This window comes from Sphaerisporangium viridialbum (assembly GCF_049674955.1).
Classification (GTDB): Bacteria; Actinomycetota; Actinomycetes; order Streptosporangiales; family Streptosporangiaceae; genus Sphaerisporangium; species Sphaerisporangium viridialbum.
In genome coordinates, this window is the sequence record NZ_CP187232.1 from 6,866,277 (window position 1) to 6,878,663 (window position 12,387).

A 12,387-nucleotide genomic window follows, 5' to 3' on the forward strand; every position below is an offset into this window, starting at 1 on the left:
AGGGATCGGAACAGTCGGGGATCAGCCAGTGAGGAAGAGGTAAACCCATGAGAACGCGCAGACCCATGCGGATCGCCCCGATGATCGCCGCGCTCGCCCTGGCATCGGCGGCCTGCGCCGGGCAGGGAGCGACGGGAGCCGGCGACGCCGGTGGTACCGGTGACGGCGCCGGCCCGGTGACCCTGAAGTTCTGGAACGGCTTCACCGGCCCCGACCGGGCGGCCGTCGAGGGCATCGTGTCCAAGTACAACGCGTCCCAGGACAAGGTCAAGATCGAGATGGAGATCATGCCCTGGGACGTGTTCTTCGACAAGCTCCTGCCCAGCCTCGGCTCGGGCACCGGGCCCGACATCGCCGCGATGGACACCGCCCAGATCCCGCAGTACGCCGCGCGGAACGTCTTCCAGCCGCTGGACGACTTCTACGGCGCGGGGGGCGTCGACCCGGAGGTCATGGTGCGCTCGGCGGTCGACGCCACCGCGTTCAAGGGCAAGAAGTACGGCGTCCCGATGAACTTCACCACCCTGAAGCTCTACTGGAACAAGGACATGTTCCGCGAGGCCGGGCTGGACCCGGAGAAGCCCCCGGCGACCTGGAAGGAGTTCGGAGACTACGCCAAGAAGCTCACCAAGGACACCGACGGGGATGGCAAGCCCGAGCAGTACGGCCTGTCCATCGCCGACCACGCGACGATCGCGATGTGGCCCATCCTCCTCTGGCAGAACGGCGGCGGCCTCGTCTCCGAGGACGGGCGCACCGCGACCCTGGGCGATCCGGCCACGATCGAGGCCGCCCGGCACTGGATCGACCTCGTGACCAAGGACAAGATCTCGCCGGTGGGGCAGGCGGGCGCCGACGCCGACAAGCTGTTCCAGAGCAGGAAGGCCGCGATGGAGATCGTCGGGCCGTGGATGACGACGGGTTTCAAGGACGCCGGCATCGACTTCGGCATCGCCATGCCGGCCGCGGGGCCGAAGGCGGACGTGACGCTCGGCACCAGCGTGGCCTTCACGCTGAACGCCCGCGCGACCGGCGGCAAAAAGCAGGCCGCCAAGGACTTCTTCACCTACTGGAACAGCAAGGAGTCGCAGAAGTACTGGTCTGTCGAGTCGGGCTTCCCGCCCAACAGGACCGACCTGACCGCGTCCGACTTGCGGGAGAACCCCTACTCGGCCCTGTTCGGCCAGGACGCCGACAAGTCGCGTTTCTACCTGGCCGGGGTCCAGGAGTTCCAGAAGGTCAACGAGACGATCTTCGAGCCGGCGCTGCAGCGCGCGCTGAACGGCAAGGGCGACGTCGGCACGCTGTTCGGCCAGGCCGGCAAGGAGATCCAGGCCGTGCTGGACAGCGCCCAGTAAGACGCAGACGGGCCCGGTCCGCGCTCCGTCGTGAGGCCTGCGGCCCGGTGGAAGGGAAGAGGCGACCGTGACGACCCCCGTACGAACCGCCGCGCGTGCCCCCGCGAAAGGGCCCGGCACCTCCAGCCTGCGGCAGGCCAGGGCCGCGTGGCTGTTCATGCTCCCCACGCTGGTGGTGCTGGGCGCCTTCGTGGTCTGGCCGATGGCGCAGGCGCTCTACCTGTCGTTCACCGACTACGAGGTCTTCGCCCCCGCGCGGTGGATCGGGCTCGGCAACTACCAGAAGCTCGTGTCCGATCCGGCGTTCGGGAACGCGCTGGTCAACACGCTGTACTACGCGGCCGTGACCACGCCGGTGTCGGTGGGGCTGGCGCTCGCTCTCGCGCTGCTGCTGAACCGGTCGATGGCGCTGCGCGGGTTCGTGCGCACGGCGGTGTTCGTCCCGGTCGTCATCTCCCTCGCCGTGGTGGCCATCGCCTGGAGCTTCATGCTCGACCCCAACATCGGGCTGCTCAGCCACTGGCTGTCGAAGATCGGCATCGTCTCCGAGCAGGGCTGGCTCCGCGATCCCTCGCTGGCCATGCCCGCCGTGATGTTCGTCGGCGTGTGGAAGAACGTCGGCTTCTACATGGTGATGTACCTCGCAGGGCTCCAGTCGATCCCGACGGCGCTGTACGAGGCGGCCCGCGTGGACGGCGCGGGCGCGTGGCCGAGGTTCCGGCGGATCACCTGGCCCCTGCTGGCCAACCAGACCATGCTCATCGTGATCCTGGCGGCCATCGCCACGCTGCAGGCCTTCGACCAGATCTTCGTCATGACCCACGGCGGCCCGTTCTTCAAGACCGAGACGCTGGTGATGATGACCTACCGGGTCGGGTTCAAGGAGTTCCAGTTCGGCTACGCCGCCGCCGTCTCATGGGCGCTGGTCCTGCTGATCTTCGTGCTGAGCATGTTCCAGCTCGCGTACTTCAGGAAGCGGACGGTGAGGTACTGATGTCGGCGGACAACCGCGGGCTGCGCCTGACCTGGCGCATCCTGACGACGGCGACCGGACTGGCGATCGCCCTGGCCTTCCTGTTTCCGCTGGTATGGATGGTCGCCACCTCCCTCAAGCCCGAGTCGGAGATCGTGGCCTTCCCGCCGAGGCTCCTCCCCGAGCACCTGACCCTGGAGAACTACAGCGGGGTGTGGGAACGGCTTCCCTTCACCAGGCTCTTCCTCAACACCGTGCTGTTCGCGACCGCGGTCACCGTCTCCTCGCTCCTGCTCGACTCGATGACCGGCTACGCGCTCGCCCGGCTGCGCTTCCGCGGCAAGTCCGTGGTCTTCGTGCTGATCCTGGTGCTCCTCATGGTGCCGTTCCAGGTGACCCTCATCCCGCTGTACGACCTGCTGGCCGGCCTCGGGTGGATCAACACCTTCCAGGGCCTCATCGTGCCCCGGCTCACCAACGCCTTCGGCATCTTCTTCCTGCGCCAGTTCCTGCTGTCGATCCCCCGGGACCTGGAGGACGCGGCGCGGGTGGACGGCGCCTCGGAGTTCCGCATCTACTACCGGATCGTGATGCCGCTCGCCCTTCCCGCCCTGCTGACCCTCGGCCTGTTCCACTTCATGTACAACTGGAACGACCTGCTGTGGCCTCTGATCATCAGCCAGGACAGCGCGCGACAGACCCTTCCCGCGGGGCTCGCCCTCTTCATGGGGCAGCACGTCGTGGAGTACGGCCCGCTGATGGCCGCCTCCGTCATGACACTGCTGCCCGTGGTCATCTTCTTCATCATCATCCAGCGCCGGTTCGTGGCCGGCATGGCGACGACAGGAATCCGATAGACGATGCGGTGGTACGAGGACGGGCGGCTGCGGTTCGCCGTGGGGATCGAGGACACGTTCGTCCCCCAGGAGTATCCGGGCAGGCGCGGGCTGGACGAGTACGAGCTGACCCAGCACTACCACCTGTGGCACGAGGACCTCGGCCTCGCCGCCGCCACGGGCGCGGAGATGATCCGCTGGGGCATCCCCTGGTATCGGGTCGAACCCGAGCCGGGCCGGTTCCGCTGGGACTGGCTCGACCGGGTCGTCGACCGCCTCTGCGAGCTGGACCTCACGTGCGTGGTCGACCTGATGCACTACGGCACGCCGACCTGGCTCGACAACCAGTTCCTGAACGCGGGCTACCCGGCCCGCGTGGCCGAGTACGCCGCCCGGGTCGCCGAGCGGTACCGGGACCGCCTTCACGTGTGGACCCCGCTCAACGAGCCGACGATCAACGCGGTCTACTGCGGCGAGAAGGGCACCTGGCCACCCCACCTGACCGGGGACGACGGGTTCGTGAAGCTGGCCCTGGCCATCGTGCGCGGGATCACCGCCACCCAGCGCGCCATAGCCGCCGTCCAGCCGGAGGCGTCCTTCGTCCACGTCGAGGCGAGCTTCCGGTACGCGGGCGACCGGTTCCCCTTCGACGTCGAGCTGATGCGCGAGCGCAGGTACCTGATCATGGATCTGGTCACCGGGGCCGTGGACGAGGGGCACCCGCTCTACGGGTACCTGCGCCGGCACGGCGTGGCCGACGCGGAGCTCGCCGAGCTGAGGCAGGCCGCCGTCACCCCCGACGTGGTCGGCGTCAACTACTACCCGGCCTTCACCACCTCGCGCTTCGAGCCGGGGTCCGCCGAGCCCGTCCCGGTCGAGGCGGGCGCCGACGGGCTCTCCGAGCTGCTGCGCGAGTTCGGCGAGCGGTACGGCCGTCCCCTGTTCGTGACCGAGACGAGCAGGGCGGGCACGGCCGGCGAGCGGGTGGAGTGGCTCCGGGACAGCGTGGCCCTCGTCCACCGCCTGCGAGACGAGGGACTGCCCGTCGTCGGCTACACCTGGTGGCCCCTGTTCGCCCTGGTCGACTGGCTGTACCGGGAGAGCACCGAGCCCGTCGAGCACTGGCTCGTGCAGATGGGGCTCTACGATCTCTCGGCCGACGGCGCGGGGGTCCTGCGCCGGGTGCCGACCGCCGCCGTCGAGGAGTTCAGGCGCCTCACCGGGGAGGCCGCGGGCGGCTGACCCGCGGGCTCCCGGCGGCGTCACGGGCCGTCAGGGTCCAGCGGCTTCCGCGTGCTTCTAGCGGCGGCCGTCGCCGGGGTCCTGCCCGCCGAGGACGACCTCCTCCATATAGCGCCCCCAGTCGGGCCGGGTGCCGTCGGCGTCGCGAAAGCCGTACTCCTTCGCCAGCCGCCACGACGACAGCGCCTGGCCCGACCAGCGCGCCACGTCCGGATCGGCGGCGAGCGCTGCCACGGCCCTGCCGACGTACACCGGGGTCTCCGAGGCGATGAAGTGCGGATCCTTGGCCGTGCCGGCCCGCCAGTCGTCCTCGGTCACCCCGAAGTGGTCGAGCATCGCCTCCGACCGCAGGAATCCGGGAGTGAGCGACAGCGCGGTGATCCCGCGAGCACCGAGCTCATCGGCCTGCGCGACCGCCAGGCGCATCACCGACACCTTTGCGAGGTCGTAGAAGAACGAGCCCCGGTAGTCGTAGGAGTCGCCGTCGGTGATCTCGACGACGAGCCCGCCGCCCCGGGCGACCATCAGCGGCACCAGGTGCCAGCTGGTGATGATGTGGGTGTGCACGGCGGTCTCGTGCAGGCGCAGCCCGTCCTGGAGCGAGTGCTCGTAGAAGGGCACGCCCCACCGGGTGAGCGGGTCACCGCCCCAGATGTCGTTGACGAGCACGTCCAGCCGCCCGTCCTGCTCCTTCGCGACCCGCCTGGCGAGCGCCTCCACCTGCGCGGGGTCCAGGTGGTCGACCTGGACGGCGATGCCGGTGCCGCCCGCCGCGGTGACCAGCCCGGCGGTCTCCTCGATGGTCTCCGGCCGGTCCATCGGCGACCTGCCCGCCCGCGTGGTGCGCCCGGTCGCGTACACGGTCGCGCCGGCCGCGCCGAGCTGCACCGCGATCCCCCGCCCCGCTCCCCGCGTGGCCCCCGCCACCACCGCGACCTTGCCCTTCAACGGCTGATCCATCGTGCCTCCATTAGTAAATGACTGTTCATTATCTAACGCGACACCGACAAACGACGAACAGGCAGCCCACCTCGCACGACCGGGCTCCCGGACCGTTCACGAATAGCCGGGGAGGGACCGGGTCAGACCATGTACTGGTCGTGGCGGAGGTAGAGCTCGGTCCACTCTTCGGGGCTGAGCTGGCGGCCGGTGGTGGCGATCTCGGCGAGTTCCTCGAAGTAGGCCTCACGCGGCGCGCCCGGGGCGAAGTGCAGGAGCATCGACGCGGGCTCGCCCGACTCGTTGCGGAACGCGTGGATGCCGCCCTCCGGCACGTGCAGGAAGTCGCCCGGGGTCGCCTCGATCCACTTGTCGCCGTTGTAGAGGCGCATCGTCCCGGACAGGACGTAGAACGACTCCGAAATCGTGCGGTGGAAGTGGGCGCTCGGCCCGCTGGGCTTCGGGCCCATGTCCCAGCGGTACAGGCCGTACTGGCCGTTCGTCGTCGCGCCGGTGGCCAGGTAACTGACCACCGTACCGCCCTGACCCATGGTCAGCTCGGCCTCCTGCCGCGCCGGCCGGTACCTCGCGCTGACCTCGCCCTGCTCCGCGAAATAGCGCGGGTCTGGATACGACATACTCGCAGCCCTTCTTCCGGTGACAACGATCACCCTATGCGCGCGGTCAAGGCCGGAGCGCCGCCCGCGTGATCGGGCCCGTGAGCTCTGGGCGCCGGGGTCAGGCCTGCCTGCGGAGCAGGGCGAGGAACATCGCGTCGGTGCCGTGCCGGTGCGGCCAGAACTGGGCGTACGGCCCGTCGCCGAGGTGGTCGACCTCCTCCAGGAACGCGGGGGCGTCGAGGACCGCCACGTCGCCGCGGCGCTTCGCCACGTCGCCGACCACGGCCCGGGTCTCGGCCAGGTGCGGCGAGCAGGTGACGTAGGCCACGACCCCGCCGGGACGTACGGCGTCCAGGGCCGAGCCGAGCAGGCGGCGCTGGAGCGCGGCCAGCTCTGGCACGCTCTCGGGGGAACGTCGCCAGCGCGCCTCGGGACGCCGGCGAAGCGCGCCGAGGCCCGTGCACGGCGCGTCCACCAGCACCCGGTCGAACGCCGAGGGACGCCAGGCGGGCTCGGTGCCGTCGGCGGTGATGACCCCGGCCCTGCGCGTGGCCTTCCAGACCAGCCGGGCGCGGTGGAACCGCTGGTCGGAGGCCAGCAGGTGGCGGTCGTCCTTGATCGCGAGCGCGTCGAGCAGCCCCGCCTTGCCGCCGGGGCCCGCGCACATGTCGAGCCACAGGCGGTCGGACCCCTCCACCGGCACCCGGGTGAGCGCCAGGGCCACCAGCTGGCTGGCCTCGTCCTGTACGGCCGCGCGGCCCTGACCGACCGCTTCGATCGAGGCCGGGTCGCCGTCGGGCAGGTAGGCGGCGTACGGCGAGTAGCGCGCGGGGACGGCGCCCGCGTCGACCAGCTCGCCCACCGTGCTGCGGCCAGGCCAGGCGACCAGGGTGACCCCCGGACGCTCGTTGTCGGCGGCGAGCAGCGCGGCGGTCTCCTCGGCGTCGCCGCCCACGGCGTCGCGCAGGGCCGAGGTGATCCACCGGGGGTGGCTGTGGGAGACGGCGAGGTGGCCGATCGGGTCGTCCTCGGCGCTCGGGGCCACGATGGGCAGCCACTGCTGGAAGTCCCTGGTGGCGACCTTGCGCAGGATCGCGTTGGCGAACTTGGAGGCGCCCACGCCGATGCGCAGCCGTACGAGGTCGACGGTCGCGCTGACGGCGGCGTGCGGGGGCACCCGCGTCTTCAGGAGCTGGTGCACGCCGATGCGGATGGCGTCGAGCAGCGGCGGGTCGATCTCCTCCGGCGGCCGGTCGCTGCACGCGGCGATGATCTCGTCGTAGGTGCCGAGGCCGCGCAGGGTGCCGTACGCCAGCTCGGTCGCCAGCGCGGCGTCCCGCCCGGCCAGACGGCGCTCGCGCAGCAGGGTGGGCATCAGCAGGTTGGCGTAGGCGTCGCGCTCGTCGACGGCCCGCAGGAGGTCGTAGGCGACGTTGCGCGCCTCGTCGCGCACCGGCTTCGGCCGCTTCCCGTGAGCGCGGCCCCCGTTCTTCGACCGGCCCGCCTGTCTGTCCCCCGGCGTCACATTTCCCCCGTAGTCACGTCTGACCGGCATGCCCGGTCCTCACCCGCGTCGCGTCTCCCCATGGCCGGGGATCAGTCGAGCCGGTCGCCCGCCGCGAGCCGGACACCGCGTGCCCACTCGCCGGCGGTCATCTGGCGCTTGCCCTGCGGCTGGACCTCGCCGAGCAGCACCGGGTGGCTCGCGGTGCCCACCAGGACGGTGTTCTTGGCGACCGCGATCTCGCCAGGGGACAGCTCGCCCACGCCGGGAACCAGCGCGGGAGCGTCGGGCGCGGGCTGTACGGGACCGAGCTTGAGCCGCTGGCCCCGGAACTCGGCCCAGGCGCCCGGAGCGGGCGTGCACGCGCGGACCAGACGGTCGACGCGCATCGCGGGGGCCGTCCAGTCGACCCGCGCGTCCATCACGTCGATCTTGGGGGCGTAGCTGATGCCGTCGGAGAGCTGCGGGCGGGCTTCCAGCGTGCCGTCCTGCACGCCGTCGAGCGTGGCCGCGAGCAGCCCGGCGCCCGACTCTGCGAGACGGGCCAGCAGCTCGCCGCTGGTGTCGGTCGGCCGGATCTCCTCGGTCACGACGCCGTAGACCGGCCCCGCGTCGAGCTCCTTGACGATCTGGAACGTCGCCGCCCCGGTGATCGGGTCGCCGTGCAGGACGGCGTGCTGCACCGGAGCGGCGCCCCGCCACGCGGGCAGCAGCGAGAAGTGCAGGTTGATCCAGCCGAAGCGCGGGATGTCGAGCGCCGACTGCGGCAGCAGCGCGCCGTACGCCACCACCGGGCAGCAGTCGGGCTCGATCTCCTTGAGCCTGGCGAGGAACTCCGGGGCTCCCGCCTTGGCCGGCCTGAGCACCTCGACGCCGGCGGACTCGGCCAGCTCCGCCACCGGGCTGGAGTGGACCTTGCGGCCCCGCCCGGACTGGGAGTCGGGCCGGGTCACCACGGCCACCACCTCGTGCCGGGGCGAGGCGAGCAGCGCCCGGAGCGACGGCAGGGCGGTTTCCGGGGTTCCGGCGAAGACGAGGCGCACGGTGCTAGAGGGCCTTCCCTTGAGTGGCGTGCGGCGAGAACTTGACCGCGGGGGCGGCGAGGCCGCTCCACTCGGCCTCGCGGATCGCCTTCATCGCCAGCTTGCGCTGCTTGGGGTCCATGCGGTCGATGAACAGCACGCCGTCGAGGTGGTCGGTCTCGTGCTGCACGCACCGGGCCAGCAGGTCGGTGCCCTCGATCGTGACCGGCTCACCGTGCATGTCGACCCCCTTGGCCACCGCGCGGATGGCGCGCGGCGTCGGGAAGGCGAGGCCCGGGAAGGACAGGCAGCCCTCCTCGCCCTCCTCGTCCTTCTCCTCCGACAGGTCGAGGGTGGGGTTGATCAGATGACCCAGCGTGTCATCGACGTAGTAGGTGAAGACGCGCAGGCCCACGCCGATCTGCGGCGCGGCGAGCCCGGCCCCCGGCGCGTCCATCATGGTGTCGGTGAGGTCCTTGACGAGCTTGCGCAGCTCCTTGTCGAAATCCTTGACCGGCTCCGCGGGGGTGCGCAGCACCGGATCGCCGAACAGGCGGATCGACTGAATTGCCACGGACGACTCCGTTCACATCACGAATTGAAGGTGCCTCTAGTTTATGGCTCGCCGGGAACGCGACGTTTGTGGTGCACGCCGACGCGCCCGGGGCGGGCCCGCATGGCACACCGGGGCCCGCCCGTGATCAGCGGGACCGCGCCTTCATGGCCGCCTTGCGCGAGGCCTTGGCCACCGTGGCCTCCGGGTGGTGGGCGCCGAGCAGGTCGAGGACGGCGATGGCGTCGGGGTGGCCGCTGCGGCTGATGTCCTCCACGAGGCGCAGCAGCTCTTCTCCGGCCTCCAGCGCCTCGAACTCGCCCATCGCCTCGTGGGCGTCGGGGATGTGCAGCAGCGTCGCCAGGGTGTCGACGGCGAGCCAGGTGCCGTCGTCCTCGGTGAGGGCGGGGGCGTCCAGATCGCGCACGCCGAGCCAGACCGCCGCGTGCCGCCACATCGAGGGCTCGGCCAGCGCCTCGCGCATCGCGGGCTCGGCCTCCGGCCCCATCTCCTCAAGGACCGTGCCGATCACGCCGCGCTGCCCCGCGGTGCCGGACGCCGCGACCTTGATCAGCTCGCGTGCGGCGTCCTCGGGAACGCGGCGCTCGACCCACAGCATCGGGGCGCTCGACGGAGCCTCGCCCGAGAGCATCGCGTCGACCAGCTCGGCGGCGCTGAGCTCGGCGAACCCCGCGATCTCGGAAAGCAGCGGGGCGTCATGGCCCTCGCGCAGCAGATCTTGGCGGACGGCCCACACGCCGAGCGGGGTCAGGCGGACGCTGTCGGCCCCGCGCTCGAAGAGCCCGCAGTACTCAAGGAGGTCGAGGGCCACGTCGAGCTCGGCGGGAAGGCTCTCGCGCAGCCGCCGCATCTCGGGGCCGCGGGCCTCGCAGCCGATCTCGTGGGCCTGGAGCATGCCTTCGACCAGGGCGGCGTAGGTGATGCCGTCGGTGGTGGCGTAGATCGTGGCGAGCATCTCGGTGAGGTGCTCGTCGGCCACCGCCGAACCGGTCAGCCCCTCGTCGGTGCGGTCGAGCACGTCCATGACCACGCCGTCCCAGAACTCCATGAGGTCGGGGGGCAGCCCGGGCCCGGGCGAGACGCTCGTGCGGACGATGCGCAGCAGGCCGGCGTTGACGGCCACGATCCAGACCAGGCGCAGCCGGTCGTCGCCGACGCGCAGCTCGGCGGCGGCGTCGCGCGCGTCGGCGGCGAGGAGCAGCCCCTCGCCGGTCACCTCGCGGGTGCCGGTCCACGCGGCGAGCAGCCGGGCGTCCCTCACGAGCGGCACCGAGAGGACCGCCTCGGCCAGCTCGGCCGAGGAGGCGATCTCGACCGGCGGGAAGCTCAGCACCTCGCTCTCGCACTCGCCGCAGTCGCAGTCTTCGTCGCCGCCCGCCATCTCGGCGAGCAGCGCCTCACGCTCCTCGCCGGACACGCTTCCCAGCTCGTCGATGAGGTTGCGCAGCTCTCCAAGATCGAAGATGCCGCCGTTCCCGCTGTTGGCCATTCAGGCAACTTACTCCACACCAGCCACAGCCGATGACGGACTGCGGACGTTGACCAAGACCGCTCAGTGAATGCCACGGGAGCGCGCCTTGAACGCCGCCTTGCGCGCGGCCTTGGCGAGGTTGCGATCGGGCAGGTGGCGGCCGAGGAGGTCGAGCACCTCGGCGACGTCGGGGTGCTCGACCCGCCACATCTCCTCGATGACGTGGGCCGGAGGCCCCGCGACCGCGAGGTTCTCGGCGAACTCCTCAGGGTCGTCCTCGGCGCCGGGCATCGCCAGGGCGAGCATGTCGACGCTGACCCACAGGACCTCCTCGGGGGTCAGGGCGGGCGCGCTGAGCCCGTGGGACGCCAGCCAGTGGACGACGTGCGGGCGCAGCTCCGGGTCGTCCAGGAACGGCCGTACGGCCGGGGCCGCCTCGGGCCCGAGCCCGTCGACGATCGTGACGGCCACCCCCCGCGCCACCGCCGTCGCCCCCCGCACGGCGGTGAGCAGCTCCAGCGCCGCCTCCGCCGGGGAGCGGCGCTCCAGCCACCCGTCGATGTCCCGCTCGGCCTGCTCGGCCGACACGCCCGCCAGCAGCCCCGCCACCAGGCCCTCGGCGTCGCCGTGCGCGGGGTCGGACGCGACGGGCGCCACCAGGCCCATGCGGGAATACATCTCGCGCAGCCCCCACAGGCCGTGCGGGGTCAGCCGGACGACCTCCCCCAGGCGCTCGACGGTGCCGCAGTGGCCGAGGACGTCGAGCGCCGAGTCCAGCTCGCGGGGGTCGTCACCGCCGGGACGGTCGTCCGCCCAGGTCTCGTCGAGGTGCTCGCGGACCGCGAGGACGGCCATGGGCGCCCGCAGCCGGTAGAGCAGCTCGTGGACGGCGTAGAGCTCGCGGTCGAGCTGGACGGAGCCGGTGACGTCCGCCGCCGGGCCTCCGGCGAGGAACGCCACCGTGCCCGCCCAGAGCTCCAGCACCTCGCCGTCGTCGCGGGACGCCGGCGGCCGGAAGCCGGGAGCCGGCCTCACCGCCGCGCGGGAGACCTCCACCAGCTCGATGGCGACCGCCAGCTCGAAGGCGAGGGCCGGGGCGGCGACGCCGAGCTCACGGGTGAGGCGCGCGGCGTCCCTGACGCGCAGTGAGCCCTTGACCGTGGGCGTGTGACCGCCCTCCACCATCCAGGCCACCACGCGGTGGGCGTCCTGGAGCAGGCCGGTCTCGCGGGCCGCCCGCGCGACCTCCTCGGGCGGCGGCAGCCGTACGGGCGGGAGCGGCGAGCAGCCGGGGCACTCGCACCCCTCCTCGTCGGCGGTGACGCCCCGAAGGTGCTGCGAGGGCGGCCCCATCATGTCGTCGCCGGGGCCGGGGGGCGGCCCGGTGCCGAGCGCCTCGCCGTCGGCGCCCATCGCGCCGAAGATGCTCTTGGCCATGCCGAACTTGGAGGTGTCGGCCAGTGCCGCCGGCATCTCGGGCGCGATCTCGTCGATCTTGGCGCGCATGCGAGTGGCCATCTTGGCGCCGATCTCACCGCTGTCGAGCAGGAAGTCGACGAGCGTGCGCGCCGCCGCGACGGTCTCGGCCGCGCTCTCGGGCGGGGCGATGACCTTGCGCGGGTAGATGTCGAGCAGCAGGTGCTCGAACGTGCCGGGCGTGAAGTCGGAGAGCTCGCTCACATCCAGGTAGTCGCTGGCGTAGTCGCACAGGAGCCGCACCTCGTCGACGTCCACCGCGACATCCTTCGAGCGCCCCCACGCCCGGATCTCCTCGATGGCCCCGTTCACCCATTCGATCGACACAGGGAGAAACTAACGGCTTACTTTCAGCACCGCGAATCGGCGACC

At 71.6% G+C, this 12,387-nt stretch carries 11 protein-coding genes; 4 read left to right on the forward strand and 7 right to left on the reverse strand.

Translation table 11 applies throughout. The features are described 5' to 3' along the window. Nucleotides 1-47 precede the first annotated feature (47 nt). From ACOZ38_RS31115 to ACOZ38_RS31130, 4 genes are all read left to right on the forward strand, one after another. Nucleotides 48-1,358, forward strand: a complete 1,311-nt coding sequence (locus tag ACOZ38_RS31115) for an ABC transporter substrate-binding protein (protein ID WP_424534666.1) — start codon at nt 48-50, stop codon at nt 1,356-1,358. 67 nt (nt 1,359-1,425) lie between these two features. After that, the gene (locus ACOZ38_RS31120; protein WP_424534667.1) at nt 1,426-2,352 is read left to right on the forward strand and encodes a carbohydrate ABC transporter permease; all 927 of its coding nucleotides are present in this window, start codon (nt 1,426-1,428) and stop codon (nt 2,350-2,352) included. Continuing rightward, complete coding sequence (locus tag ACOZ38_RS31125; protein ID WP_424534668.1) at nt 2,352-3,188, forward strand: carbohydrate ABC transporter permease; 837 nt, start codon at nt 2,352-2,354, stop codon at nt 3,186-3,188. Before ACOZ38_RS31120 ends, ACOZ38_RS31125 begins: the two co-directional genes overlap by 1 nt. Before the next feature lie 3 nt (nt 3,189-3,191). Continuing rightward, the gene (locus ACOZ38_RS31130; protein WP_424534669.1) at nt 3,192-4,409 is read left to right on the forward strand and encodes a family 1 glycosylhydrolase; all 1,218 of its coding nucleotides are present in this window, start codon (nt 3,192-3,194) and stop codon (nt 4,407-4,409) included. Nucleotides 4,410-4,466: 57 nt separating this feature from the next. Here the strand turns inward: ACOZ38_RS31130 and ACOZ38_RS31135 are convergent, their stop codons facing one another. The 7 genes from ACOZ38_RS31135 to ACOZ38_RS31165 form a co-directional block, all read right to left on the reverse strand. After that, nucleotides 4,467-5,369 carry an SDR family oxidoreductase gene (locus tag ACOZ38_RS31135; protein ID WP_424534670.1) on the reverse strand — a complete coding sequence of 301 codons (903 nt, stop codon included), beginning with the start codon at nt 5,367-5,369 and terminating at the stop codon, nt 4,467-4,469. 122 nt (nt 5,370-5,491) lie between these two features. Continuing rightward, nucleotides 5,492-5,986, reverse strand: a complete 495-nt coding sequence (locus tag ACOZ38_RS31140; protein WP_424534671.1) for a cupin domain-containing protein — start codon at nt 5,984-5,986, stop codon at nt 5,492-5,494. A gap of 100 nt (nt 5,987-6,086) precedes the next feature. Next, nucleotides 6,087-7,523 carry an RsmB/NOP family class I SAM-dependent RNA methyltransferase gene (locus ACOZ38_RS31145; protein WP_424534672.1) on the reverse strand — a complete coding sequence of 479 codons (1,437 nt, stop codon included), beginning with the start codon at nt 7,521-7,523 and terminating at the stop codon, nt 6,087-6,089. A 41-nt stretch (nt 7,524-7,564) separates the two neighbouring features. After that, entirely contained in the window at nt 7,565-8,515 is a 951-nt protein-coding gene (fmt, locus tag ACOZ38_RS31150) for a methionyl-tRNA formyltransferase (RefSeq protein ID WP_424534673.1), read from the reverse strand. 4 nt (nt 8,516-8,519) lie between these two features. Then, nucleotides 8,520-9,068: a peptide deformylase gene (gene def, locus ACOZ38_RS31155; protein ID WP_405151789.1), complete on the reverse strand. Its 549-nt coding sequence runs from the start codon at nt 9,066-9,068 to the stop codon at nt 8,520-8,522. A gap of 127 nt (nt 9,069-9,195) precedes the next feature. Then, the gene (locus tag ACOZ38_RS31160) at nt 9,196-10,557 is read right to left on the reverse strand and encodes a hypothetical protein (RefSeq protein WP_424534674.1); all 1,362 of its coding nucleotides are present in this window, start codon (nt 10,555-10,557) and stop codon (nt 9,196-9,198) included. A gap of 63 nt (nt 10,558-10,620) precedes the next feature. Continuing rightward, the gene (locus tag ACOZ38_RS31165; RefSeq protein ID WP_424534675.1) at nt 10,621-12,342 is read right to left on the reverse strand and encodes a hypothetical protein; all 1,722 of its coding nucleotides are present in this window, start codon (nt 12,340-12,342) and stop codon (nt 10,621-10,623) included. Nucleotides 12,343-12,387: the final 45 nt, after the last annotated feature.